Annotated in this window: 16 protein-coding genes and 2 tRNA genes; 11 read left to right on the top strand and 7 right to left on the bottom strand. The window is 70.1% G+C overall.

All coding sequences use genetic code 11. From position 1 onward, the window contains the following. The first annotated feature begins 896 nt into the window (after positions 1-896). The 5 genes from ACH4XV_RS31255 (at position 897) to ACH4XV_RS31235 (ending at position 11,084) form a co-directional block, all read left to right on the top strand. A complete protein-coding gene (locus ACH4XV_RS31255) occupies positions 897-3,446 on the top strand; it encodes a DEAD/DEAH box helicase (RefSeq protein ID WP_395795670.1) in 2,550 nt (849 codons plus the stop codon). Then, a complete protein-coding gene (gene csx17, locus ACH4XV_RS31250; RefSeq protein WP_395795668.1) occupies positions 3,443-5,671 on the top strand; it encodes a type I-U CRISPR-associated protein Csx17 in 2,229 nt (742 codons plus the stop codon). Before ACH4XV_RS31255 ends, csx17 begins: the two co-directional genes overlap by 4 nt. Further along, positions 5,668-6,678: a type I-U CRISPR-associated RAMP protein Csb1/Cas7u gene (gene cas7u / locus ACH4XV_RS31245; RefSeq protein WP_395795666.1), complete on the top strand. Its 1,011-nt coding sequence runs from the start codon at positions 5,668-5,670 to the stop codon at positions 6,676-6,678. Before csx17 ends, cas7u begins: the two co-directional genes overlap by 4 nt. Further along, positions 6,675-8,189, top strand: coding sequence for a type I-U CRISPR-associated protein Csb2 (gene csb2 / locus ACH4XV_RS31240; protein WP_395795664.1), 1,515 nt, complete (start codon positions 6,675-6,677; stop codon positions 8,187-8,189). Before cas7u ends, csb2 begins: the two co-directional genes overlap by 4 nt. A gap of 1,992 nt (positions 8,190-10,181) precedes the next feature. After that, positions 10,182-11,084: an LPXTG cell wall anchor domain-containing protein gene (locus ACH4XV_RS31235; protein WP_395795662.1), complete on the top strand. Its 903-nt coding sequence runs from the start codon at positions 10,182-10,184 to the stop codon at positions 11,082-11,084. 9 nt (positions 11,085-11,093) lie between these two features. Here the strand turns inward: ACH4XV_RS31235 and ACH4XV_RS31230 are convergent, their stop codons facing one another. After that, on the bottom strand, positions 11,094-11,366 hold the full coding sequence (locus tag ACH4XV_RS31230; RefSeq protein WP_395795660.1) for a hypothetical protein: 273 nt from the start codon (positions 11,364-11,366) through the stop codon (positions 11,094-11,096). 149 nt (positions 11,367-11,515) lie between these two features. Here ACH4XV_RS31230 and ACH4XV_RS31225 point away from each other — a divergent pair, with 149 nt between their 5' ends. Together ACH4XV_RS31225 and ACH4XV_RS31220 are read left to right on the top strand one after the other, a co-directional pair. After that, positions 11,516-12,169, top strand: coding sequence for a hypothetical protein (locus ACH4XV_RS31225; protein ID WP_395795658.1), 654 nt, complete (start codon positions 11,516-11,518; stop codon positions 12,167-12,169). A gap of 946 nt (positions 12,170-13,115) precedes the next feature. Then, complete coding sequence (locus ACH4XV_RS31220) at positions 13,116-13,856, top strand: transglycosylase family protein (protein ID WP_395795656.1); 741 nt, start codon at positions 13,116-13,118, stop codon at positions 13,854-13,856. A 319-nt stretch (positions 13,857-14,175) separates the two neighbouring features. Here ACH4XV_RS31220 and ACH4XV_RS31215 read toward each other — a convergent pair whose 3' ends face one another. Continuing rightward, the gene (locus tag ACH4XV_RS31215) at positions 14,176-14,352 is read right to left on the bottom strand and encodes a hypothetical protein (RefSeq protein ID WP_395795654.1); all 177 of its coding nucleotides are present in this window, start codon (positions 14,350-14,352) and stop codon (positions 14,176-14,178) included. Between the two features lie 137 nt (positions 14,353-14,489). Between ACH4XV_RS31215 and ACH4XV_RS31210 the strand changes: the two genes are divergently transcribed. Continuing rightward, the gene (locus ACH4XV_RS31210; protein ID WP_395795652.1) at positions 14,490-15,905 is read left to right on the top strand and encodes a VWA domain-containing protein; all 1,416 of its coding nucleotides are present in this window, start codon (positions 14,490-14,492) and stop codon (positions 15,903-15,905) included. Positions 15,906-16,050: 145 nt separating this feature from the next. Continuing rightward, a complete protein-coding gene (locus ACH4XV_RS31205; protein WP_395795650.1) occupies positions 16,051-16,950 on the top strand; it encodes an MmgE/PrpD family protein in 900 nt (299 codons plus the stop codon). Between the two features lie 72 nt (positions 16,951-17,022). On the opposite strand, the gene ACH4XV_RS31200 is transcribed toward ACH4XV_RS31205, so the two are convergent. The 4 genes from ACH4XV_RS31200 to ACH4XV_RS31185 form a co-directional block, all read right to left on the bottom strand. Beyond that, the gene (locus ACH4XV_RS31200; protein ID WP_395795648.1) at positions 17,023-17,610 is read right to left on the bottom strand and encodes a hypothetical protein; all 588 of its coding nucleotides are present in this window, start codon (positions 17,608-17,610) and stop codon (positions 17,023-17,025) included. 140 nt (positions 17,611-17,750) lie between these two features. After that, positions 17,751-18,980, bottom strand: coding sequence for a helix-turn-helix domain-containing protein (locus tag ACH4XV_RS31195; protein WP_395795646.1), 1,230 nt, complete (start codon positions 18,978-18,980; stop codon positions 17,751-17,753). 379 nt (positions 18,981-19,359) lie between these two features. Then, positions 19,360-19,432 (bottom strand) — tRNA-Arg (locus tag ACH4XV_RS31190). A gap of 468 nt (positions 19,433-19,900) precedes the next feature. Next, positions 19,901-19,989: transfer RNA gene (locus tag ACH4XV_RS31185), tRNA-Ser, on the bottom strand. Positions 19,990-20,133: 144 nt separating this feature from the next. Between ACH4XV_RS31185 and ACH4XV_RS31180 the strand changes: the two genes are divergently transcribed. Next, entirely contained in the window at positions 20,134-23,463 is a 3,330-nt protein-coding gene (locus tag ACH4XV_RS31180) for a PAS domain-containing protein (protein WP_395795644.1), read from the top strand. Positions 23,464-23,674: 211 nt separating this feature from the next. Here ACH4XV_RS31180 and ACH4XV_RS31175 read toward each other — a convergent pair whose 3' ends face one another. Next, a complete protein-coding gene (locus ACH4XV_RS31175; RefSeq protein ID WP_395795642.1) occupies positions 23,675-23,992 on the bottom strand; it encodes a hypothetical protein in 318 nt (105 codons plus the stop codon). A gap of 372 nt (positions 23,993-24,364) precedes the next feature. Between ACH4XV_RS31175 and ACH4XV_RS31170 the strand changes: the two genes are divergently transcribed. Further along, on the top strand, positions 24,365-26,020 hold the full coding sequence (locus ACH4XV_RS31170) for a long-chain fatty acid--CoA ligase (protein WP_395795640.1): 1,656 nt from the start codon (positions 24,365-24,367) through the stop codon (positions 26,018-26,020). Positions 26,021-26,145: the final 125 nt, after the last annotated feature.

The following is a 26,145-nucleotide window of genomic DNA, read 5'->3' as shown; positions in this document are numbered from 1 at the left end:
GTTGGCCTGTGCCTGTAATGAAGCCACGACCGTGTAGTCGTAGACGCGTCAAGGGCCCCTGGGCTCGACGTGGCAGTGGGGCCTGAAATGAATCCATGACCGTCGTGGACGTGGCACGTGGCTCGTCATGGGCGGGCGCGGCACGGGTCTGCAACGGAGCCACGACCGTGAAGTCGTGGATGCCCTCCGACCTGCAGGTCGCACTGTGGTGCCACGAGACCCTGCAATGAGGCCACGACCGTGCCGTCGTGGACGCCGTGCGCCAAACCCTGACGCTGCGAAGCACGGCATTCCTGCAATGAAGCCACGACCGTGAAGTTGTGGACACGAGTCCGAGTTCGTTGCCGCCGCCGGAGACCTGCTACCTGCAATGAAGCCGTGACCGCGCGGTCGTGAATACACGCCGCCCAAGCTGGCAAGACGCAGATGTGCCTGCAATGAAGCCGCGACCGCACAGTCGCGGACACGTGGGCGAGCGCGTGTGGTGGTCGCTCTACCAGCACCTGCAATGAAGCCGCGGCCGCACGGTCGCGGACACCCTGTCCGAGCCGGGCAGTTTCCTCCACTGGTCAGCCAACTCTGGCCCCACCAGAGGCCCGATTCATGTCAAGTCGCCCATTTGACTTCAGAGGAACTGGCGTGTCCCGTGTGCGCTCAAGGTTCCGACACATGCTGACCGAACTCTCTGCCTTCGAGTCGAGGGCGGTGTTCGACTTGGGACACAGGACAGAAGTACCACATGCGATCGCGGCATCCATAGTCATCGACGTCGAGGATGTTCTCCATACCTTCGTGACGTGCTGTTTTGCTTGTATCACTCTCGGTTGTCGGTGGGGGCCGGCAGGATCCGCTGTCATTCGGCGTGATGCCGATGGTGGTCGGAGCGGGGTGGGTCGATGGATCGGTCGTTCGAGGACTTCGTGTCCACGGCGACGACGTACAAGCCGTACGCGTACCAGGAGGTGTTGTCGCAGGGGCCATTGCCGCAGTTGTTGCGGGCGCCGACCGGGTGTGGGAAGACGGTTGCGGCGGTGCTGCCATGGATGTGGCGGCTGTTGGAGCACCCGGACGAAGCCGTGCGGCGGTCCACCCCACGGTGGTTGGTGTACGTGTTGCCGCTGCGTTCGCTCGTGGAGCAGACCGTCGGGCAGGTCCGGTCGTGGATCGAGAGGCTGTACCCAGATCCGGGGAAACCCGCTCGGGTCGGTTTGCATGTGTTGCTCGGCGGTGTCGAACGAGCCGATGACGATTGGCAGTTGGATCCGGGGCGTCCTGCGGTGTTCGTGGGGACGCAGGACATGGTGTTGTCGCGGTTGTTGATGCGGGGGTACGCGGAGTCGCGGGCGTCGTGGCCGTTGTCGTTCGGGTTGCTGCACGGTGGGGTGCAGTTCGTGTTCGACGAGACGCAGTTGATGGGTCCGGCGTTGGAGACGTCGGCCCAGTTGCAGGGATTGCGGGACATGTTGGGGACGTTCGGTGGTTCGTCGTCGATGTGGATGTCCGCGACGTTGGACGATGTGCGGCTACGGACGCCGGATCACGCGCCGGTGACACGTGTCCTGGACGCGGTGGACGACCCGCGGGTTAAGGCGTTGTCGGATCTGCCGCAGAATGCGGAGTTGCACAAGCGTTTGGGCGCGGTGCGCATGGTCGAGCGGGTCGAGGTGCCCGAGGACGCGAAGGCGTACGCGGGCGCGGTGGCGGCGGAATTGCTGCGTCGGCATCGGGCGGGGACGCGGACGATCGCGATCGTGAATCAGGTGCGGCGTGCTCAGGAGGTGCGGGCCGCGCTGGGCAAGGTTTTGGCGGGTGGGGTGGGCGCGCCCGAGGTGGTGCTGTTGCACTCGCGGTTTCGTCCACCCGAGCGGCAGGCTTTGGCGCTGCGTTTGGGGCCGACCGGCGCTCGCGGTCAGATCGTCGTCGCGACGCAGGTGTTGGAAGCGGGGGTGGATCTGACGTCGAGCGTGTTGTTGACGGAGGCCGCTCCGTGGTCGTCGATCGTGCAACGTGCGGGGCGGTGCAATCGCGACGGTGACGCTGGCGACGCGCGCTTGTTGTGGGTTCGTCCGCCGGGGTCGGGATTCGCTCCCTACGAGGATGCGGACGTGGAGCACGCGATGGAGGCATTGGCCAGCCTGGAGGGTGCGGCGGTGACATCCCGAATGTTGCAGGGGGTCGCGGTCGAGACGCAGACGCCGGTGTATCCGGTGTTGCGGCGGCGGGACCTGTCGCAGTTGTTCGACACGATGCCCGATATCGCCGGTGCGGACATCGACGTGTCGCGGTGGATCCGGGACGGGGACGACACGAGCGTGTCGGTGGCCTGGCGTGTCTGGTCCGACGGTGGTCCAGGGGAGGGGGAGCCGTTCCCGCGGCGGGAGGAGTTGTGTCCGGCGCCGGTGGGTGAGGTGCGTCGTGCCATCGCGCGGGATCCGGGCCGGTGGTGGACGTTCGACCAGGTCCAAGGCGGCTGCCGCCGGTTGGGGGCGGGGGACGTGCGGCCGGGGATGGTGGTGCTGGCCGACGCGTCGGCCGGTTGTTACGACGGCGAACTCGGGTGGGACCTGCGCCATCGCGGCCCCGTGGTCCCGGTGCCGAATCGCGGTGGTGCGGCGGATTCGGCCGGGGCGGACCACCTGTCGTGCGCGGACCGCTGGGTGGACCTCCCGCAGCACCTGGACGATGTCGAGTGCGACGTCCGCGCGGTCGCCGTTGCGCTGGCCGAGGTCGGTGTCGTCGTTCCGGACGATTTGGTCGAAGCGGCGGCGGTCGCCGGCCGGTACCACGACTTGGGCAAAGCCCACGAGGTGTTCCAGGCGACCTTGGTCGCGGGCTGCCCGCAGGGGCAGGAGCCGCCGGGCGTGGGACCTTGGGCGAAGTCGGAGCACGGGGTGGGGCGGCACTCGCGGCGGTTCTTCCGCCACGAGTTGGTGACCGCGCTCGCTCTGGCGCATCCGAAGGTGGCGTTGCTCGACGAGGAACCGCACGCGCACCTGATCACCTATCTCGCCGCCGCGCATCACGGCAAGGTCAGGGTGTCGGTGCGGTCCATGCCCGGCGAGGCCGAACGGGCCGTGCCCCGGGTCTTGGGCGTGGAACCAGGCGACGTGTTCGGTCCGGTCGAACTGCCCGGTACCCGGACGGTGCCGGAGATCGCCATGGATCCGGCGATGTTGTTCCTGGGCGGGGTGGGGGACGGTTCGTCGTCGTGGACCGAGCGCGTGTTGCGCCTGCGCGACGACGCGGCGCTGGGTCCGTTCAGGTTGGCGTTCCTGGAAGCGGCGGTGCGGGTCGCGGACCGCCGCGTCAGCCGCTCCTACCGCGACCCGGAACCGCCGGACCCCGCACCGCATGGGCCGGAACCAGCCGCCCGGGATGGGGGCGACCCACCCGAGGGGGCGCCGGCGTCGCCATCGGTGCCTGTGCAGGAGGCGTTGTGGGGATGATCCGTCTGCGCGGCCTGCGCGCGACCACCCTGGCGGGCTACCTGTCCGCGTTGGGCCTGCTGCGGGTGATGTCCGAGCAGCTCGACGACCGTGCCCGCCTCCAATGGCGTGGCGACGTACCACTCCTGACGGCCCGTCACAGCCCCGAGGACGTCGTCGAGTGGCTGGTGCACACGTACGCGCCCACCCCGATCGTCACCCCGTGGAACTCCGGATCCGGGTTCAACGACGCGGGCAAGAGCGTGCGCGCCGAGGAACTGCTGACCGCGTTCGAGAACAGCACCCACCCCCGCTTCGCGGCGTTGGTCGAGGCGATCAAGGTCGGCCGGGAGATCGTGTCGGAAGGTCGCCGGCGCGGGTGGGCGGGCGAGACCATGTGGTCCAAGGCCACCAAGGACAACGTCATCACGCTGTGCCGCAACAGGCTCCCGGACGCCTCGCTGCCGTGGGTCGACGCGCTGGTCGCGCTCGGCGATGCGGGTGTGTCGTGGAACCCGATTGCGGGGACCGGCGGGAACTTCGGACGGCAGGAACTCTCCGCCACCTTCCACCAACGCCTGGACCTCGTCGCTGGCCCCGACGCCGACACCGAGCGTTCACGCGCCTGGGCGCGGGCGGTCCTGGACGGCGACGAAACCGTGCCCTATCTGCGGGACACGGTGGGCCAACTCGACCCCGGCCGGGCGGGCGGCATCCACTCCTCACCGGCCGAGAAGAGCGACGACGTCGGCTTCGTCAACCCCTGGCACACCGTCCTGTCCTGTGAGGGCCTGGTCATGTTCGCGGGCGCCGCGGTACGCCGCAACGGCGCTCCCGGCACCAGCCTGCCGTTCATGACGTCCTCCTCACCCGTGGGTCACGCCACCGCCGCCGAAGGCGAGTCGGTCAAGCGCGAGTTGTGGGCGCCGTTGTGGGAACGACCCACCGGTATCGGGGAACTCGAAGTCCTCCTGGGCGAGGGCCGCGCCCAGTGGCAGGGCGTCCAGGCCCGCACCGGCGTCACGTTCGCGCTCGCCGTGTCCGCACTCGGCGTGGACCGCAACCTCACCGGATTCCGCCGCTTTCTGTTCGCGGAGCGCCACGGACAGAACCCCCTCGCCGTCCCCGTCGGCTACCTACCGGTCGCCGTCCACGGCGAGGCACACCTGGTCGTCGACGCCCAGGCGTGGATGGACCGCGTCCGCCGCGCCTCCCCGTCCAACATCGTCGCCACACTCCTGCGCCAAGCGGACCAAGCGCTGTTCGCCGTCGCCCGTGGCGAGGGGAACCCCGCGGTCGAGCGGTTCGTGACCGCCTTCGGTCTCCTGCACGAGGCGGTCGCCCGATCCGGAACCACCCGCGACACCGTCCCGCCCTTCCAACCGCGGACCCGCGTGACGTGGGATCCCGGCACCCACACCGACGACGAACTGGTCTTCGCCGCCGTACTCGCCGACGCGCGCGACATCCCCGGCACCTCCACCGTCGACCCCGCCGCGTTGCGGTGGTCGCTCACCCGCACCGCGTTGCACACCCACAAGGGCCGCACGCGCCCGACCTGGGCGGACCGACCCGCCACCCGCGTCGACCTCGACGGCTCCAACCTCGCCCACGCCCTATCCGAGGCCCACCGACTCCACCTGCGCGGGCGCGCCACCGGAGACGACACCGACCAACGCCTGACCGGATCGGGCTTTCGGAACGGTCCCGCGCTTCCGCGCACGGTGATGCTGCGCTTCCTCGACCGCGCACTCGACGACACCGCGATCGCGAACCACCTGCGCGGACTCCTCGCCCTCGGCTGGCAGATCCGCCTGCCCGCCCCACCAGCGTCCGACCGGCCATACCCGCCGCCGGTCGCCGCCCTGCTGCCGTTCTTCGGGCCTGCCGACCGGCCGCTGCGGATGCGTTCCCTGTGGGACCCCGACAAGGCCGACTTCGAGGCCCGGCTGATGCCACGACCCGACTGGATCGCCCGCCTCATCGCCTCCGGGCCCGGAGCGGTCCTTCCCGAAGCCCTGCTCCGCCTGGGCATCGCCGGCTGCCGACCCCTGATCACCGCCGGCGAACTCGCCGGACCCGGGCTCGACGGACGCCGCCTGGCCGCGGCCCTCCTCACCCGAACAACCGACCGCGACCGGGCATTCGCCCTCAACGCCGTCACCGCCACCACCCGCGCCCGCCGCACCCCTGCCGCCGACAGGCAACCCACCGACAGCGAAACCTTGAAGGAAGACAACGCATGAGCGCCACGAACATCCGCCGGCTGCGCTACGAGGTCGAACTGGCCCCGGTCATCGGCTCCACGTTCCAGCCCACCGGCTTCCCCGACATCGGCCCCGCCTACTTCGACGCCCCCGGCCCCGACGGCACCACCATCCCGATGCTCCTGGTCGAATCCGTGCAGTCGATGGCCAACCGCCTCGAGAACACCGCCTGGAACAGCGCCGACCGCGCACCCGTGGACACCGTCGCCGACCTGCCGTACGTGCGCGTACACCACGCGGACGACCCGGACCGGTTCCTCACCTCCAGCCGACAGGAAGCCCACCGCCTCACCTCGGCATTCGTCCGCGACTCCGCCCTCGGCAACCGCAAGATGGTCGACGTGATCACCGAGCGCCTCGGACTCGCCAACGACAAACCCCTCGACTTCCCCGCCATGGCCGACGCCATCACCCGACTGGACCCGTTCAGCCTCCTGCACGGCGTGTTCTTCAACCAGAAGCCCTGGCACGGGCAACCCCGCTTCACCCGCGCCACCTCCGCCGTCGTCGAGGCGTACGACGTGAGCCGGGTCATCAGCGGCGGACGCAAGAGCGACTCCGTGCGCCACTCCCTCGGCGACCAGAGCGAAGGCGGCGGCACCAGCGAGGGCTACGGATCCATCCCCTTCCACCGCGTCGAATGGACCGCCCGCACCATCAAGGCCATGTTCAGCGTCGACGTCGCCCTCCTGCGCTCCTACGGACTCGACGACACCCGCACGAACATGCTCATCACCCTCGCCCAATGGGAGATCCGCCAACTCCTCGACAACGGGATGCGGTTGCGCACCTCCTGCGACCTGGAACCCGTCTCTGAGATCAAGGCCAACCCCCACACCGAGGCCCTTCTCGAGGCGGACGTCCTCGACGAGCGTCTGCGCGAACTCGTCGCCGCCACGGCCAAGAACCTCAACACATGTGGCGCCCTGACCGTGGCATGGCGCGACGGCAAGGCCGCGAAGAAGAAGGCGACGGCTGGCGCGTGATCACCATTGCCCTCGAATTCCCCTGGCGCCGCTACCACGCCACCCCCTGGGGCCGACACGTCAACGAAGGCGCCGTCGAACTCCCGCCCTCGCCCTGGCGCATCCTCCGCGCGCTGTACGCCACCTGGAAGGAACGCCGCCCCGACCTTGCCGAGGAGCACGTCCACGCGGTCCTCGCGAAACTCGCGACACCGCCGCTGCGGTACCTGCTGCCGCCTCACCACCTGGAACACACGCGCCACTGGTACCCCGACACCCAACACCGCAGCGGCACCAACGGTGCCACCGACAAGGCCATCGACGCCTTCGCCGTCCTCGGCGGCGACGCCACCCTCCACATCCAATGGGCCGACACCCTCGACACCCTTGGTACGAAGACGCTCGCCGCGCTCCTGGAAGCACTGCCCTACCTGGGCCGCGCCGACAGCCTGGTCGAGGCACAGCTCGTGACAGACCTGTCCACCGACTCGACCCGCACCGCCGCGGTGGAACTGAGCACCGACGAGCTCCCACCACCGGGATGGGTCACCGTCGACCTCTTGGCGCCCGAACTGCCCCTCGACGTGGAGGTGTTGACGGCGCGACCGGTCGACGTCCGCGCCGGGAAACTCCTGTTCCCACCCGGCAGCCGTCAACTCACCTACACCCTGCCCGACCAGGCTGACGCAGCCGCGCCCCCGCGCAGGAACCGGGGCCCCGCTACGGCGGACACCCGCGAAGTCACAGCAATCCGGCTCACCGTCACTGGACGCGTCCAGCCGCCGCTCACCCAGGCGCTTCCTCTTGCCGAAGCATTTCGCGCGGCCTGCATCAAAATTCTCAACCCCCAAGGCAGCCCACCACGCGCGAGCGCACTCGCCGGGAAGAACGCCGACGGCACCCCCTTCACCACAGGGCAACACCGACACGCGCACTTCGTACCTCACGACAGCGACGGCGACCGCCGCATCGACCAACTCCTCATCTGGATCCCCGACGGCCTCACCGACGAAGAACTGACCGCCATCCACCAACTCACCACCGGCAGAAGAACCATCGGAGTCCCCGAAGGCATCAAAGGCCCTCACAACCTCCATATTCGCGTCGCCGCCCAAGGAGCCGCCGCCGACATCCTCCCCGCCACGCTCGCTGGCCCCGCGTCGGTCTGGGAAAGCGCCACCGCGTTCACCGCGACACGACACCCGAAAAGTGGCCAGGACCGCGATGCCTATCTCCTCGCGGAGATCACCCGCGAACTCGCCTACCGCGGGCACCCTGCTCCCACGAAGGTCAACCGCATCCCGGGCCAGTGGCCCCTGTTCACCCGAAATCGCTGGACCAAAAATGAAACCCATAACCAGACCCGCCCCTGCGACGGACTACGTATCGAATTGCCCCACCCGGTTACTGGGCCCATCCTTCTGGGGCAGCACAGCCACTACGGTCTCGGCACGTTCGTTGCGCTCACGCCCCTTCGGAACCCCAAGCACACACGACACGCTGGCTTGACGGAAGTCGAATATCCGGTATGAGAAGAATTGCCCGTCAGGTGATGCGCGGCTCATCAATTGGATGACGACCGTCGCGAACGTACTGGCCTTCGCGGCCTCGGCTTCATTGCAGCACGTCTCCCAGGACGACGATCTTGTGGCCGTACCCGGCGTCCGTGGTTCGCAGCCGCGGCTTCATTGCAGCGAGGAAGGTCTGGCCACCGATACCGATGTCCCAAAGCATCCGTTGCCATCACGGCTATTGTCGTTCGTGGCTTCGGCCATGTCAGTTAGGCTTCATTGCAGCTTGGATACCCGAATGCAAGAAGGCGTCAAGTACGCGACATCCATGGTGGGCATGCCACGGCGTTGTTGCAGGGCAAGATCGATTCGCAGGATCGCGCCGCCGTTTAGTTGCGTGAGCATCCGTGGCCTTCGCTTCGACAGCTTCATTGCGGCAGTTCGTCGAGAGTGAGGTTCGCCAGCGGACACGGTGCATCTGTCGCCACGATGGGACGGCTTCATTGCCGTCAGGGACATGCCGTATATGGTGCGATCGAGGACCGGCGTCCCTGGTTGACGGCCACGGCTTCAGTGCAGTCGTCGGAGAGACCCGTACACGGGCCCCGAGGAGGAGCATCCGTGCTTCGCCCGTCCCTTCATTGCAGTATGTCCTGCGTCTTGACGACGCCCATGGTCATGATGTGTCCGTGGTCCTCACGGCCTCGGCTTCATTACAGCAGCGCGTCCGCGACGATTTCCGTTTCGCGCGCGCCAGGTGTCCGTCGCCTTCGCGGCCTCGGCTTTATTGCAGGGCGTACAACCTGGCCGTCTGTGAGCACGGATACGTGGCGCCGTGGCCTTCTCCGCCTCGGCTTCATTCCAGAAGCATCGCGCGTAGGGTGTCGCTGCCGCCCAGCTCGTGTCCGTGGCCTTCGCAACCACGGCTCCATTGCAGGGGGTGGGGACCGCGACGTTCGCGCACATCTCGGCGGTACTCTGTGGCCACGGCTTCATCGCAGCCACGTGTTCGTGACCCGCATGATCGCCGGACCGGTGCGTCGGTGCCCTGCGTAGACAGGGCTTCCTTGCAGCGGGATTCCCGGATCGCAGACCTCCCACTCGGCCGGGTGTTCGTAGTCTGCAGCTACGGCTTCATTGCAGCGTTTCCCACGGTCTCAGCGTCGCCATGTGGATCGGGCGTCCGTGGCTTTCGTGGCCACGGTTTTATTGCAGCAGGATTGCGTTGTGAATTTGTATCTGCGGGTCGCTGGCGGCTGTGGCCTTGGCGGCTGCGGCTTCATTGCAGCATGGACTGGCGACACGTCGCCGCGTGGCGGGACGAGGTGTCCGTGGCCCGACGGCCACGGCTTCATTGCAGGGTGACGGCCGGGGACGAGCGCGTCTGTTCGACATGCCTGCCCGTGGCCTGCTTGCGGGGTGCGGGAATACTCCGTGGAGTTGGGGCACGCAGACGAGCCCCAGTGAGGGTGTGAGCGGCCGTCCTGGTGTGCCCGAGGTGTGCCCGGACGCTTGCGAACCGGGTCCCAGGGTGGCGTACCGGGCGTCATGCGTACGTGCTTTGAGCAGGGAAAACGCGTACGGCGCGGCACTGTTGGGGGCCGCGCCGTACTGTGCGTCATGCGGGTGCTGTGACTTGAAAACTGCTAGCAGGGGTGACTCTGCTCGTGGGTTCGAATCCCACGTCCTCCGCGGGAAGCAGTAGGACGGCGGAAACCCGCAGGTCGGCGGCACCCGGTCGAGGCAACTCGACCGGGTGCCGCCGACTTTTGCGTTTGTCGCCGTGGGTTGGCGCGTGAGTGTGCAGGTCAGGGGGCTGGGGAGAAGTCGTCGGGGGAATTTCGCGTTCGGGCGCAACCACATGGGCGGGCGGGCGTCTATGTGATTGAGAGCAGCAAGCAGAGAGGAGCGGCGGGACGGCACGCAGGGCCGGCGGATGTCGGCTCGGGCGGTACCCGGGGCTCCGAGTTCGTTTTTCTTTCACTCCTTTCCGAACCAAGGGACTACTCCGTCATGCGCTCGTTCGAAATCACCACTTTTGCCCGTCGTTTCGCGGTCGCCACCCCGGTTGCCGTCCTGGTGGCGCTTGCCCTGCCCGGGGCCGCCGGTGCCGCGTTCGCGGCCGAGACCCCGGTGCCGTCGTCCTCCGCCGCGCCGACGTCCGACGGCGGTACGACCACCCCCGCCACGAAGGCTCCGACCCCCACCAAGGCTCCGGCCACCAAGGCGCCCACCCCCACCAAGGCCGCGACGCCCAAGGACGACGACCCGCACGTCGGTGAGCCCGGCTACAAGCCGTGGCTCAAGCTCGTCAGCGAGGTGCCGGGGTCGGTTACCCGGGGCCAGGTCTTCCACAGCCGCATGACGGTCAGCAACACGACCAAGTACCACGACATGCCCTCTGAGCGGATCGCCGCTCTCATCCGGCTCACGGGTGCCAACGCGCAGGGGAAAGCCAAGGACGTCGTGGTCGGCTACAGCACCCCCGGCAAGGCGACGCAGAACCTGAAGGTCACCGAGACCGACGACGGCCTGCTTCTCAGCATCGACCTCCCCGGCCCCCTGCGAGCGGGAAAGTCGATCACGGTCGACCTTTCCGTGACGGTGAACGGCTCGGCCACGCACCTGACCGACGGCAGCATCGAGCCCTGGCTGGTCAAGGTTCCCGACCAGGACCCCTTCCCCCACCGGTTCAAGATCGGCGGTGCCGCCAAGCCCGCTGACGACAAGGACGCGAACGTCGGTACCCGGCCCGTCGCGGACAAGCAGAACCCGCCCCGGGAAGCGGCCGCGCCACTGACCGAGTTGCCCAAGACCGGTAGCGCGACCGCCGTGCCGCTCACCCTCGCCGGGGGTGCGCTGGTTCTTCTCGGGGCGGGCGCGATCGCGGTCGTGCGCCGTCGCAACACGGCCTGAGCGGAAGGTTTATGGGACTCGCCACTGTTGGGAGCGGTTGGCGGGGGTGCAGGTGACCACCGACAGCGGCTTGCCGTTGCCGTTGTCGGTGAGGCAGGTCTGGCCGCCGAAGTCCTTGATGTAGACCGCGCCCGACGTCGGGGCGGTGACCAAGCGCCAGTTGGTGGAGTAGCCGAAGCCGATGGCGAGTTCGGCGCGGTCGACGTTCCCGTACGGCCGGCCGAGGGCCGGGCCCTCCAGGCTGCACGTGTTGAAGGAGTCCCAGGTCGAGGTCGAGCGCACCCAGCCGTATCGGGTGTGGCCGCCATGATCACCTCCTTGCCGGCGGTGGGGCCGTCGGCTTCGCCGGCCCGCCGCCCCCGCCCCTGTCCGCCCACCCCCATCCCCACCCCGACGGCGCCACCCGCCGACGCCCGTGGGCCCGCATCGCCATGGCCGCGGTCGCGGCGGTGGTCGTGGTCGTGGCCGCCGTCCTGGTCGTCCCGCCACTGCTGGACGGTGACGGAGACGGCGGCAAGGACTCCGGGTCGGCCGACGGCTCCGGCACCGACCCCACCACCGGCCTGAGGCAGATCCGCTCGAAGGTTCCCATGGTGATCGAGGCCCCCACGATTCCCGCGGCCTCGTTCCTCGAAGACGACGTCTGCAAGGGAGGTTTCGCCACGCTGATCGACCTGGAGAAGCTCTCGGTCACGCCCGGCCGGCCGGACGCCCGGGACCGGGAGCTGCTGCCGGCGACCACCCTCAAGTACGTGGTCTGCCATACCGATTCGGGTACCCACGCCGACCGTTCGATCACGGCCGAGCTGCGGTTCCTGGACCCTCAGGCCGTCGCGGGCCTGGTCAGCCGCCCCGACGCGACCGCCGCGGAATGCCGGGTCGCCGCCCGCACCGCGGCGTTGCCCAGCTCGGTGCCGCTGACCGTGCTCAATTCGAGCGTCGCGGCGGGCAAGGTGGGGTTCTGCGTCGAGACCGCTCGGCAGACCCTGGTGCTGGTGTGGCTCACCGGGGTCCGGGACGCCGAGGCCGGACACGGTCTGCGTACCTTCACCATCGACGCCTCCCAGTGGAAGCCCGGATCCTGACGGCGCCCCGCCCACGGCGCCGGTGGTGACCCTTTCCGCGCCGGGGCGCGCCGGATCCCCGTGGAGCACGACAGAGCACGGCGGAGCACGGGTGGCGCACCCCTATATATAGGGGCGCGCCCGGCGCGACTTTCGACGCGAGGGAATCCGCTTTCCCGAGGGCCCGGATCGTGATAACACCGGCCCTTTCCCAGGGCGCCGGCTTCCGGAAGGATGTCTTCCGTGCCGGTGTCCTTCGAATGGGGCGCAAATAGCCCCTCGTACGGGTGAAAGTGGCGCGGGTCACAAGTTTCGATGTGGCCTGGATCGCATTCGGCATACTTTTCCGGCCGGTGGCGGAGTGCTCTCGCAGCGTACATATGCCCAGGTTGGAAAGGGTGTCCCGGCCGACTGCCGGCCGGTTATACCCGCTGTGCCCACCGACTGCCACGGTCGGATTTGTGATGCCGCTCACTCCACACGTGTAAGTCGGACATAAAGGTGTTTAAGGCTCCGCCGAAATACCGGCTCCGGGCCGCTCTGACACGTGATCGTTCGATCGCAACCGGTAATAATTCGACAGTGTGTCACGAAGCGAACGCGCAGCGTGTAGAGCTGGTGGTCAAAACGGGCAAAAGGTTCCCAGGTTTGCGGCGCGGTAAACGCGAATCCGGCCCGGAACAGGCTCCCGAGCGCTGCTCTCGGCATTTCCGGTACCTATCCTGACCTGCGTAAATGCAAGAGCGGGTTGATAAGGGCCGGATCACCTGTTTATGGTCCTGGCGATGTGCAAATCGCACCTCCTGGGTTCCCGCCGGCACGGCATGGCGGAACTCGCGGTCTGGGAGGGCCGCGGGGTTGCGGCATCGGACATCACGTCTCCGGCGTGAACGTTCGGTTCCGGGCGGGGGTGATCCGCAAGGATCGCGCCGGTCCATCCGCCCCAGGGGAATTCCGAGAGGAATGTATGTCTCTCCGCAACGCTTTCGGTCGCAGCACCAACACGCACCGCGGCATGGGCCGTACCCAGCGCCGCCTGCGCACCGCGACCATCGTCGGCGTCGTCGCCGCCACCCCGCTCGTCGGGCTCGCGACCGCGACCTCGGCCGGCGCTGCCACGACGTCCACCTGGGACAAGGTCGCCGAGTGCGAGAGCGGTGGCAACTGGTCCATCAACACCGGCAACGGCTACTACGGCGGCCTGCAGTTCACGCAGAGCACGTGGCGTGCCAACGGCGGTACGGGCAGCCCTCAGGGCGCCTCGAAGGCCGAGCAGATCCGGGTCGCCGAGAACGTGCTCAAGTCCCAGGGCCCGGGCGCCTGGCCGGTGTGCTCGAAGAAGGCCGGCCTGACCCGTGGCGGCGGCAGCCCGTCCGACTCTGGCAGCACCACCACCTCGTCGAAGAAGGCGTCGACTCCGAAGAGCACGACTTCGAAGACCACGCCGAAGAAGGTCGCCGTCGCGCCGCAGAGCGAGACGCCGAAGAAGTCCGCTCCGGTCACCAAGTCGGAGCCGACGACCGCCAAGGTCGAGACCACCACCGCGACCGAGGGCACCTACGTCGTCAAGGCCGGTGACACCCTCAGCGCGATCGCCTCGGCGAACAACGTGGGCGGCGGCTGGCAGTCGCTGTACGCGAAGAACCAGGGCGTGGTCGGCACCAACCCCGACCTGATCCTTCCGGGCCAGAAGCTGGTCCTGCGCTAGAACCACCCGGGGCCGTGGGTCCCGAACGGTTCGGCGTACGCCGTGTGTCGATCGCGACGCGGTGCACGGCGGTCGAGTGAAGAGCGCGAAGACGGTCGGGGGCGGCCGCATCTCCTGTGTGCACACCGGGAGATGCGGTCGCCTCCGGTCGTTGTGGGAAGACGGCCGCCCGCGGCCGTCGTGGGGGACATGTTTCCGGTTCGGTCACCACGGCACCGGCAGCACTACGGCGTGCCGTGGAGGGGACGGAACGTCGCGAGGGCCCCGGGCCGGTCTCGAACAGGCCCCGGCGGTCCGACAGTCGGCCCGGGCGGCACCGTCAGGTGCGGCCCGGGCCGCGCTGCCTCGCGGCCGCCTCGGCGGCGCACAGCGACTCCAGGCGGCGGGCGATCGAGGCCGCGCGCTCGACCAGCAGCCGGGCACGCTCGTGCTCTGCGTCGCTCCACTCGCCGGGGTCCGCGCGATGGCCGCCCGGATGATGACCGTTGTTGCCCATAACCGCTTGGTTCCCACCTGATGGGGAAAATCATTCACGATGTGCCGGCCGATCACTCGTGATGCCGATCACGTCCACCTTCCGGGTGGTGTGTACACCTCTGCGGGAGGCCGCCCGTTCGGGCCACACTGGCGACCATGACGACTCTGATCGCCGGGGCGAACATCCCGGTTCCCGCGGGTCCGTTGACCCTGGTGATCCGCCGTGCGGCGGACGCGCCGAGTGTGGACGCCTCGGCGCTGCTGCTCGGATCGCACGGCAGGGTGCGTACGGACGCGGACTTCGTGTTCTACAACCAGCCCACCGGCGCGGACGGCGCGGTGCGCCACGTCGGTTCGAACGCCGAGGGCGAGAGTGTTCGGGTCGATCCCGGCGCGCTGCCCGCCGATGTGGAGCGGGTGGTGCTGGCCGCCTCCGTGCACGAGGGCACGTTCGCCGGAGTGGGCGGGCTGTCGCTGGTGGCGCTGGACGCCGCGGGCGCGGTCGCGGCGACCTTCGAGGTGCGGGCGGGCGGTGCCGAGACGGTGATGGTGCTCGGCGAGCTGTACCGGCGGCAGGGCGCGTGGAAGTTGCGCGCGATCGGGCAGGGGTACGACAGCGGGCTGGCCGGGCTCGCGAGCGACTACGGCGTGGACGTGGGCGAGGAGGACGAGGTCGCGGAGGCCGCCGCGGTGCCCGTCGGGACGTTGCCGATGGCGCCGGTGGGCGGCCCGCCGTTGGGTGTCACGCCCGGGTGGGCGCCGCCGCCGTACAGCGACGAGCCGACCATGCGGCTGCCCGCGCCCTCGGACGACCCGCAACTGGCCGGGCTGCCGCCGGAGGTGGGCGCGCGGATCTCGCTGCGCAAGGAGGCGGTGCGGATCTGCCTGGAGAAGAAGGGCCTGCACGAGGTGCGGGCCCGGGTGGCGATCGTGCTCGACCGCTCCGGCTCGATGCGCGCGCAGTACGCCGGGGGCGCGGTGGGGCGCCTGGTGGAGCGCATGGCGCCGATCGCGGCCCGGCTCGACGACGACGGCGAGTTGGACGCGTGGATCTTCGCCGACGAGTACGCGCCGCTCGACCCGGTGCGGATCCCGGAACTGCCGCGCTGGATCGCGGACAACGTCTACATCGACGGCGGTGGCCGCCGCCCGCAGTCGCCGCCGCTGCCGGACGGATCGCAGCGTTCGCCGGACCTGCTGGCCGGGGTATACGGCGGCAACAACGAGCCGGCGGTGATCGAGGACATCATCGCGCGCTACCGGCGTGAGCCGGGCGCGCCGGTGCTGGTGCTGTTCTTCTCGGACGGCGGGGTCAACCGGAGCAAGCAGATCCAGCGGTTGTTGACGGACGCCGCCGGGCTGCCGATCTTCTGGCAGTTCGTCGGTCTCGGTCGGTCCAACTACGGGATTTTGGAGCGGATCGACACGATGCCGGGGCGGCTGGTGGACAACGCCGGGTTCTTCCAGGTGGACGACATCGACCGGATCTCCGACGTCGAGTTGTACGAGCGCATCCTCTCCGAGTTCCCGCAGTGGCTGACGGCGGCGCGGACGGCGGGCGTGGTGCGCTGAGTCGGGGCTCGGGCCGGGTTCGCCTACGCCGTGTGCCCGACGTGATTGGGGGCTGACGCGACGTCACCGGGGTGGTCACAATGGGACATTGCGCCGTCCTTTCACACCACGTCGTCGGGCAGTCGAGGCACGCGGAGGGGATTCCATGGCGGTATCGGGTGAATTCGCCGATTGGGCCACAGAATTGACGATGCGTCATATACCGGTCGCGGTACGGCGGGCGACGGGTCGGCGGATCCTGACGGCGATCGCGGGCGGGGTCGGCGCGGCCCGGGTGGGCGCCGTCGACCCGGCCGTGCACGTCGCGGTCGGCATCGGCGGCCCGCCCGAGGCGGAACTGATCGGCCATGCCGCCGGCCGGCTCGCCGCGCCCGCCGCCGCGCTCGCGAACGGGATGCTGATCGGCGCGGCGGCACCCGAGCCCGATACCCCGGCCGGCGCGATGGCCGTGGTGCTGCCGGTGGCGCTCGCGGTGGGCCAGGAGGTCAAGGCGCGCGGCGACGAGGTGTTGGTGGCGGTGGTCGCCGGGCATGAGATGGCGTGCCGGCTGGCCGACCGGGACGGCTCGCCCTCGATCGGGATGATCGGCGCCGCGCTGGCGGCGGCCCGGCTGATGACGCTCGACAGCCGCCGGATCCGGGACGCGGTGGGCATCGCGGGGGAGTTCGCGGGCGGCCCGGTCGGCCGGGGCGGCACCGTCGGGGTGGCCGAGGGGGTCGCCGCCGGGAACGCGGTGATCGCCGCCCGTCTGGCCGCCTCCGGCGCGAGCGGCCCGGTCGGCGGCATCGACGAGTTGTGCCGGGCCAGACGGCTGCGCCCGGACGCGGTACTCGACGGCCTGGGCGGCCTCGGCGGCAGCTGGGTCTGCGAGCGGCACCCGGCGGCCGAGGTGACGGACTACCAATTCGATCTGGAAACCTGCGAACTCCTCGGCGGCCGGCACCGCGACGCCAGGGCCCTGGTCGCCGAAATCCGCGCCCTGGCCTTCGCCCCGTCCCTCGACCCGATCCTGTCCCTGACGGTAAAGGTCGCAGCGGGCACGTGACATCGGGCCGATCCGCACCCGACACCCTCGGCGACGCCCCACCCGCCGAGCGGGTGTGTGGGGCTCGGCGCGTCACCAGTCGCAGCCCCAGTCGATGTGGCGCAGGGGGCTGCCGATGTCGTCCCGGGTGACGCGGTGGGTGTTCTCCAGGCCGCGCAGGTGGAGGAGTCGGCGGTCGTCCAGCAGCCGGGCGCGCTCGGGGGTGACGTCGCCGACGATGAACCACGACGTCGGCCCACGCTTCGGCGTGAACCACCCACACTCGTGATGCGCCCACCCGTCGGCGAGCGAGGCGACCACGGCGAGACCCCGCCCGGCTACGAGTCGCCGACGGGGCAAGTGGGTGAGGCCGACCTCACGAAACACCACGGCCAGCGCGGGCCGCCCCTCGTCGGTGGCGCCCGTGACGTCCAGAACATACGACGTCGCCTCGCCCGCGAAGAGCGCCTCGCTCACCAACTCGGTGACCATCAACCCGACATCCCCCCGCCGCTCACCGTCGATCCCGATCCCGTCCCCCACCTCCCACACGAGTCGCCGCGCAGCCCCTGCCGCCTCCGCAACGGCCGGCAGCGACCGCGACACGACGACGAGCGCGCTGCACGGGCGCGGACGATGCGGAACGCTCGGGGCGTCGGTGATGAATCGGATCTCGCTCATTGGTCACCTGGCACTGCCGGCTTTGGAGTGGCGCTCCCGACTGCACGCACTCGCGGTACCAGGAGACTCCTGCGAAAGATCACGTCCTTCCAGATGCGCAGTGGGGTAGTAAGTGCACCTTCGAAGTCGATCTATCCCATCTAGACTGCAATGCCCAGGTCATCCGCAATGGATACCAGCTCGGTCGGCATCCGGCGCTTGCGCTTCTCGATCAGCCTGGTGGTCACGTCCTTCGCGAACGGCTGAACGCGGAACCAGTCCGGCGCGCCGTCGCGGACCTCGATCAGGGTTTCGAGGGCTTCGCCGGTTTCCTTCGTCTCCAAGTAGGCATTGGCCACGTCGAGACGATGCCGGGAGTAGTCCTCGACGCTTGCCCCCCACCGTGCCGGGACCGACTTCGCGATCTTGAGAACGCGCCGTGCGTCGCCCTGCACGGAGGCCTGTTCGGCCAGCTTCATGGAGACCAGGGATGTGCCGAAGGCACGGCGTTCATAGGTGAGTCGACCCGATCCCGGTCCGATGCGGACAGCCGCAGCTCGTGCTGTCCTGAACAACTCGCCGGCGACGTCCGGGCGGTTGTTTCTGGTCGCGGCCGATGCCGCCTGAAGCAGGAGCCAACCGTAGGTCCCCAGTCGCCGGGGCGTCGCGGTCCTGAACCTGGGTTCGATGGCGTCCGACAGTGCGACGGCCAAGTGCTCCGCTTCGTCCAGGCGGCGTTCCCTGACGAGGAGCCACGTGGTCGTGATGCCCACGGAACCCTCCTGGACGATGTCGCACGAGTCCCGGGCGAGACGCGCCGCCTGCGCCAACGCGGCGTGGGCGAGATCCCGGTGATGAAGTTGGATCAGGAACTGGCCCGTCAGCCGATATGCGGTGGACAACGAACGCAGGGCCGAAGCCCGTTCTTCATCGGTTTCCACATGCCGAAGGGTCGACTGCGCATCCGCCAGCAGCGTCGGCAGCACGCGTGCCGAAGTGTTGAAGTCGGTTGCGTCGGCGAGGCATACGGCCTGTGCGACGGACTCTCGCAGCGCGGTCGCGTCCGGTACCTCACCGGTCTCGACCGCCGGATCCGGTGCGGATCCTGGCACGGGATTGAGAATCTGCCGCAGGCGCAGCAGCCCATCGGGCTCGACATCGGGCGTGCCGGCCGTCGCGGCCGGCGTCGTGTCGAGCAGGGCCGTGGTCGGCACCCCCAGCGCGGCGGCAAGCTTGTGCAGCGTGGCGAGTCGCGCACTCAACCGATCGCCGCACTCCAGCTTGCGGATGACCCCCAGCGAGACACCCGACGCCTCGGCCAACTGCTCCTGGGTCAGCCCACGCCTACGGCGTGCCCGGCCGAGCGCTTCACAAATGGTGCGATCTGCCATGGTCTTCTTCCCCGATCGACCGAAAACTTCCCTCCGACCCACCACGGTACGTCCGGCACATTCGTTGTGGAAATGATCTTTTCCGGGCACTCGGAGGAGGTCGTGTCACTCGAAGTCGAGTCGGATCGTGCATAGTTCGCCGCCGTTGCGGACCGGTGGTGTTGCCGAGGTAACGGCGATGTGCACGCTGCCGGTCGAGGTCTGTGCCGATTCCTGCGGTGCATCTGGTTTCGCAGGGCGCCCAAGCGAGAGAAGGCGGCTTCGGGACCGATTGCGACGTTGCTCACCTGTCGGGCCGGCGACCGTCCGCACCGAGCCGGAAACGCGAAACAGGTCAGTCCCTGATTCAGGGGCTGACCTGTGCTCTAGCGCAATCTTGTGCGCTCGGCAGGATTCGAACCTGCAACCTTCTGATCCGTAGTCAGATGCTCTATCCGTTGAGCTACGAGCGCTTGGTCGGCTTGACCGAGGTCAACAATACATGGTCCCCCGCTCGGGGTGAAATCCATTGTCCGGTGGTGGTGTGAACTGGGCATTTCGTGAGCAATGGGGTTCGGTTGGTGGGGGATCCGCAGCCGAACGGGTGAGCGTGGCGGCGAGCGGATGGGCTCGCGTCGCGTGGACGGCCGGCGCGACGCGCTCGGGTGTGGCTTGGTTGTGTTCGCTGCCGGCTGAATTGGGCCTTTCGGGCATGTCGGCGGACGGGGGGTATGGCGGGTGTGATCGGTCGAGGGGAAATCGCGGCGGTGTCCGCTGTGATGGCGGGTGTGCGCGGGGCAGGGCGAGGGCTTCGGATATGAGCCTTATATCGGACATTATGGCCCGAGTCGTGACCCCGGGTCGCCGTGCGATCACGGAAAGGTCGCGACGGTGGGCGCGAAACAGCCCGCCTGGTGGGACCAGACGGGCTGTTCGTCGAGCGGAGGCTCCGGGATTTGAACCCGGGATGGGGATGAACCCAAACCGCATTAGCAGTGCGGCGCCATAGACCGGACTAGGCGAAGCCTCCATCGGTGTTTGCCGACGAGGAACAGATTACTAGGCTCGTCAACGTGACTGCAAAAACAATGGGATAGTCGGTCGTGACATGCCCCGGCGGCGACGGGCAAGATGGCCGTCGCGCAGTCCGAGGACCGGAGGAGGTACGCGCTTCGTGAGCAGCAGGCCATCCCGAGGCGCTGCTCGCCTCGCCGCCATACTCGACGCCCTGCCGGACGCCCTCCTGCTGGTGAATCGCAACGGCACCGTCGTCAACGCGAACGCCATGGCACTGGAAGTCCTGGAGGCGCCGGGCACTCCCGTGGTGGGTCGCGGTCTCCTCGACCTGCTCCCGTCGTTCGACCACCGGCGCATCCCGGGGTCGGTACGGGCCACCAACGACACCCGCGACACCCGGACCAAGCCGACCCGGATGTCCGCGCACCGCACCGACGGCGGGGTCTTCCCCGTCGAGGTGACCAGTGCCAACCTGCCGGCCGGATACGACGACGAGTTGCTGATGATCGTCGTGCGCGACCTCACCGGCAAGGTCGACGTCGAGGCCGAACTCGCCCGCCAGCAACGGCAGACCGAGATGATCCTGCGCGCGGCCTGCGAGGGCATCATCGGCATCGACGCCGAGGGCGACATCGTGCTGGCCAACCCGGCCGCCGCCCGGATCCTCCACCACCGGGCCAGCGACCTCGGCGGCCGGAACGTGCACGAACTGCTCATGCACGCCCGCGCCGACGGCTCCCCGCTGCCCGCCGAGGAGTGCCCGCCGCTGGTGACCCTGGGCAACGGCCGCCGACAGCGGCTGCGCGACCAGGTGTTGTGGCGCGGCGACGAGGGCTTCGTGACGGTGGACATGATCACCGCGCCGATCCTGCTCGGCGGCGCCGTGGTCGGCGCCGTGATGACCTTCAGCGACACCGCGCGCGAGAAGTCGCTCGGCGAACGCCGGGCCCAGCTGGCCGAGTTGGTCGACACGGAGATACTGGGCCGACTCGAAGCGGTACGCGGTCGGCTGAAGAAGGTGGCCGACGGCGGCGCCGGCGAGGTCGGCCACGGCGCCCGCCGGATGGTGCGTCAGGTCGCGGGCGAGTTGGAAAGCCTGGAGGAACTCGCGAGCGAGGTGCTCGCCCACCAGGCGGCCGACGCCGACCCGACCCCCGCGGCGGACGACGCAAAAACCCCGGCCGAACCCGACCGCATGCCGACCACGGTGGACGACCTGGTCGACCGCGCCATGGAGACGGTGACCTATCTCGCCCGCGGCGCGGGCGTGGAGTTCGCGGTCAACGCGTCGCCCGTCGGCGTACGGGTGGACATCGACGCGATGACCCGCGCGCTGGGCCACCTGCTCGCGGACGTGGTCGCGGCCGGCCCCGAGGGCTCCACCGTCGTGGTCGCGGCGGCGCAGCGCGGCAACCTCGCCCGGATCGAGGTACGCGGCCCCGAGAGCCGCAACAGCAGCGTCCGCGTGCCGCTCGCCCGCGCCGTGGTCGAGGCGCACGGCGGCACGATCGAGTCGCACACCGTGGCCGGGCGGGGCAGCACGTACGTCGTCGAACTGCCCGCCGACGAGGAGGCCGCCGAACTGGTGGTCAGCTCCGGCGAACACCGCGCGGCCAAGGGCCGCCGCGCCCGCCAGTCGGGCCGCCCGGACCCGGGCGCCGACAAGACCGGCAAGGCCGGCAGGAACGACAAGACGGATGAGGCCGGCAAGGCGGCCAAGGACGAGCAGGACGCGGACGCCGACGAGGCGGCAAAGGCGGGCAAGGCCGCCGACGGCACCCCGAAGCAGGCCGACGAACCCGACGACTCCACGCCCGCCGCGGACGAGTCACCCGACTCCGACACGGACACCGCGACCGCATCGACCCCGGCGAAGCAGACGGCGACCGCCGACGGCCCCGCCGCCCCCAAGCGCCGCATCGGCTCGGCCGTCACCCCCCGCAAGCCCGCGACCCCCGACGCGCCCGCCGCCGCCGACCGCGAGAGCGCCGACCACGACCCCGAGGACCGCCCCGCCCCCGGCGCCGGCGTCGAACTCGCCGTCCGCGGCCGAGGCGCCCAGCCCCCACGGGCCCGCCTGGAGCCGGCCGGCTCGTCCACCCCGCCCGTACCCGCGCCCCCGCCGCCCGGCTCGGTCGCCCCCGCGCCGCAGGGCCCGTTCGCCCTGCCCGCCGGCACCGTCGCACCGGTGCCCCTGGTGCCCGCGAGCGCCGGCACCGACGAGGGCCGGCACGAGCGGCCCGACGCCGACGCATACGACGAGGCCGAGGAGGCCGCGCGCAACAACAGCGGCGCGTTCGAGGCGGTCTACCCGCCCCGTTCCCGCCGCGGCCGCGCCGCCCGCGAGCTGCCCGAGGCCGCCGACGACCCCGCCGGAGCATCCGGTTCGCACCGAGGCGCCGCCCACCAGGACCCGTCCGCCATCCCGAGCCGGCAACCCGCGACCCCGGCGACCCCCGCCGCCGGCGGCCGGCTCAACGGCGCGCACACCCCGCAGGGCGCACAGGCCCGGCGCCGGCTGTCCACGCCGCCCGCGCCGATCCCGGCACAGAACCGCGCCGCCGACCCGACCGGGCGCACCACCAGCGTGCAGGACCGCCCCGGCCGCCCGGCCGCCGCCGACATGCCGACCGAGGTGTTGCCGCCGATCCCGGCCGCGCCCGACCAGCCGATTCCCTTCCAGGGCCGACGGCCCGGATTCCCGGCCGGCCCGCCCGGCGACGCCGAGGCGATGTCCGGCGCCGACCTGCCGACCATGGTCAGCCCGGCACCGGACGGCCAACCGCGTCGCCTCCTGGTCTGGCCCGAGCCGGACACCGCGACCGCGGGCGCGCTGACCGCGCGCGGCTGGAGTCCGCTCCTGGTGCGCTCGCGCGAGGAGGTCGACGCGAGTGTCCCCGTGCAGCCGGCCGCGCTGTTCGTGGACCCGCTCACCGGCCCGATCACCCGTACCGCGCTCCAGTCGCTGCGCACCGCCGCGACCGCCGCGCAGATCCCGGTCCTGGTCACCGCCGGCCTGATGCAGGCCACCCGCGACGCCGCGTTCGGCGCCGACCCGGCAGTACTGCTGCGCTCGCTCGCCCCCGCGGACAGCGCCGGACACGCCTCGCGGGTGCTGCTCGTCGAGGCCGACCCGGACATCGCGGCCGCGTTCACCGCGTCGCTGGAGCGGCGCGGGATGGACGTGGTGCACGCGGCCTCGGAGAGCGAGGCGGTGTCCAAGGCGTCCAGCGTCGAGCCCAACCTCGTGGTGCTCGACCTGATGCTGGTGCGCCGGCGCCGGATGGGCGTGGTCGATTGGCTGCGCAACAACGCACGGCTGCACTCGACACCGATCGTCGTCTACACCACGCTCGACCTCGTCGAACACGACCTGCACCGGCTCCAGACCGGCGAGACCGTGCTGTTCCTGGCCGAGCGCTCGACCCGCGACGACGTACAACAGCGCATCGTCGACCTGCTCGGCAAGATCGCCTCACCCAAGTAGGGGACGACCCCGAGCACCCCGCCCGCCCCGGCCGAGCAAACCGAGTAAAGCGAGCAAGCCGAGCACACCGGCCGAACCGCCCCGCCCGATCACCCGCACCGCCGCCCCGGCATCCCGGTCCGGCGGCGCACAATCGTGCACGTCCGCACCCGAATCGCCGGCACCCGCGGCCCGCACGGCACCTGCCTTATCCGTACCGACCCGCAACGCCTCACCATGCCGCCGGCCCCCGCGCATGCAGTCGGCGACTCATCTCACCGACGGTCAGCGCCAGTTCGGTACCGAGGTCGATCGCCTGCGGGTGATCGTGGTGTTCGCGCATCCACCAACACATGACCTGCACGATAGGCCCGGCGGACTCCGGATGTCCGATGATCGCGGTGCGCGCGCACAACGGCCGGGCCGGCCCGTCCCGGCCGATGTGGAACCAGTAGCCGTCCCGGAAGCCGAGCACGGGGTGGCCCAACGCGTCCGGCAGCACGACGTCGTACGGCGGGTGCGGTTCGGGTCGGACCTCCAACGGGTACACGAGGTGCCCTCCAGGGGGACGTCGAGGGCTCGCCGGTCCCCCTCCGGAAGAGCGGAAAAACGGGAGTTACGGAATGCTCGCCGCGTTCCGTCGAAAACGATGTGCCACCCGGAGCAACCGGGACACCGTCGCATTCTTCCGTCCGGCTAGCCCGATCGGCCGATCGCCACGCCTGGTTCACCCGTACGGGCGCATGGCGGATCGCGACGGGCGCGTGGGACGGCGCGTGATCCGGCGTCGCTCCGGAAACCGAGCCGCCCGGTCCGGAAACCGAAACGCGCCGCTCAAGGGGCTGACAACGACCCGATCGGCGAGAAAGAATCCCCTACACCTCGACCGGTCCCCGTCCGGCGAACGCAGGGAGGCTCCACTGTGCTGAGCACGATGCAGGACGTGCCGCTGACGATCGCTCGCATCATGCGCCACGGCACCACGGTGCACGGCGGCTCGGAGGTGGTGACCTGGACCGGCGGCGCCCCGCGCCGGGCCTCATATGCCGAGGTCGGCCGACGCTCCGCGCAACTGGCGCACGCCCTGCGCGAACTCGGCGTCACCGGCGACGAGCGGGTCGCCACGTTCCTGTGGAACAACCAGGAGCACCTGGAGTGCTACCTGGCGATCCCGTCGATGGGCGCGGTGCTGCACACGCTCAACCTGCGGCTGCCACCCGAGCAGCTGGTCTACATCGCGAACCACGCCGACGACCGGGTCCTGGTCCTGGACGGCTCGCTGGCCGCGCTCGCCGCGCCGCTGCTGCCCATGCTGAGCACGGTCGAACACGTGGTGGTCACCGGCGCGGACACCGACCTGGCCCCGCTCGGCGACTGCGGCAAGCGGGTGCACCGCTACGACGACCTGCTCGCGGGCCGGCCGACCGAGTTCGACTGGGCCGAGGACATCGACGAGCGCCGGGGCGCCGCGATGTGTTACACCTCCGGCACCACCGGCAACCCCAAGGGCGTCGTCTACAGCCACCGGTCGACCTACCTGCACAGCATGCAGGTGTGCACGATGGAGGGCTTCGGCCTGGGCCCCGGGGACCTGCTGCTGCCGGTCGTACCGATGTTCCACGTCAACGCGTGGGGCCTGCCGTACGCGGCGATGTTGTGCGGCGCGTCGATCCTGATGCCGGACCGGTTCCTCCAGCCGGAGCCGCTGGCCACGATGATCGCCGCGGAGAAGCCGACGTTCGCCGCCGCGGTGCCGACCATCTGGACCGGGCTGCTCGACTACCTCGACGTACACAAGACCGACGTGTCCTCGCTCAACGAGGTCGTGGTCGGCGGTTCGGCCTGTCCGCCCGGCCTGATGCACGCGTTCGAGGAGCGGCACGGGGTCCGGATCATCCACGCGTGGGGGATGACCGAGACCTCGCCGCTGGGTTCGGTGGCCCGCCCGCCGGCCGGGCTGACCGGCGACGAGGCGTTCCCGTACCGGATCTCGCAGGGCCGCCTGCCCGCGTCGGTGCAGGCCCGCCTGGTCGGCCCGGACGGTACCGACATGCCGTTCGACGGCGAGGCGGTGGGCGAACTGCTGGTGCGCGGGCCGTGGATCGCGGGCGCGTACATCGGCGACGAGGGTTCGGCGGACGCCAGTGGCGGCGGCCGGTTCAAGGACGGCTGGCTGTACACCGGCGACGTCGGCACGATCACCGCCGACGGCTTCCTGCGGCTGACCGACCGGGCCAAGGACGTGATCAAGTCGGGCGGCGAATGGATCTCGTCGGTCGAGTTGGAGAACACGCTGATGGGCCACGAGGACGTGGTCGAGGCGGCCGTGGTGGGCGTACCCGACGACAAGTGGGGCGAACGCCCGCTGGCGACGGTGGTGTTGCGCGAGGGCGCGCAGACCACCGTCGAGCAGCTGCGCGACTACCTCGCCGGGCAGGTGGCCCGCTGGCAGGTGCCCGAGCGGTGGAGCCTGATCGCCGCCGTGCCGAAGACGAGCGTCGGCAAGTTCGACAAGAAGGTGATCCGCCGGCAGTACGCGGAGGGCACGTTGGAGGTCAGCGAGGTCGACCGCGGCTGACCCGGGGCGCGCGTCGGGCGGGCCCCCCCCCGGGGGGGGCCGCCCCCCCCCCCCGGGGGCCCCCCAAACCCCCCCCCCCCCCCCCCCCCCCGGGCGGGGGGATGTCAATGTGCCGCCCCCGGACG

It is taken from the genome of Embleya sp. NPDC020630, from assembly GCF_044334985.1.
Lineage (GTDB): Bacteria > Actinomycetota > Actinomycetes > Streptomycetales > Streptomycetaceae > Embleya.
Note: the sequence above shows the minus strand (reverse complement) of the source record. Positions and strands in the feature narration are given on the sequence as shown.

What these genes read in the sequence shown, in the direction of transcription:
- ACH4XV_RS31210 (WP_395795652.1), top strand. Translation starts at nt 14,490, where the DNA reads ATGACGACTCTGATCGCCGGGGCGAACATCCCGGTTCCCGCGGGTCCG.
- cas7u (WP_395795666.1), top strand. Translation starts at nt 5,668, where the DNA reads ATGAGCGCCACGAACATCCGCCGGCTGCGCTACGAGGTCGAACTGGCC.
- ACH4XV_RS31205 (WP_395795650.1), top strand. Translation starts at nt 16,051, where the DNA reads ATGGCGGTATCGGGTGAATTCGCCGATTGGGCCACAGAATTGACGATG.
- ACH4XV_RS31220 (WP_395795656.1), top strand. Translation starts at nt 13,116, where the DNA reads ATGTCTCTCCGCAACGCTTTCGGTCGCAGCACCAACACGCACCGCGGC.
- ACH4XV_RS31255 (WP_395795670.1), top strand. Translation starts at nt 897, where the DNA reads ATGGATCGGTCGTTCGAGGACTTCGTGTCCACGGCGACGACGTACAAG.
- ACH4XV_RS31200 (WP_395795648.1), bottom strand. Translation starts at nt 17,610, where the DNA reads ATGAGCGAGATCCGATTCATCACCGACGCCCCGAGCGTTCCGCATCGT.
- csx17 (WP_395795668.1), top strand. Translation starts at nt 3,443, where the DNA reads ATGATCCGTCTGCGCGGCCTGCGCGCGACCACCCTGGCGGGCTACCTG.
- ACH4XV_RS31235 (WP_395795662.1), top strand. Translation starts at nt 10,182, where the DNA reads ATGCGCTCGTTCGAAATCACCACTTTTGCCCGTCGTTTCGCGGTCGCC.
- ACH4XV_RS31225 (WP_395795658.1), top strand. Translation starts at nt 11,516, where the DNA reads ATGGCCGCGGTCGCGGCGGTGGTCGTGGTCGTGGCCGCCGTCCTGGTC.
- ACH4XV_RS31195 (WP_395795646.1), bottom strand. Translation starts at nt 18,980, where the DNA reads ATGGCAGATCGCACCATTTGTGAAGCGCTCGGCCGGGCACGCCGTAGG.
- ACH4XV_RS31215 (WP_395795654.1), bottom strand. Translation starts at nt 14,352, where the DNA reads ATGGGCAACAACGGTCATCATCCGGGCGGCCATCGCGCGGACCCCGGC.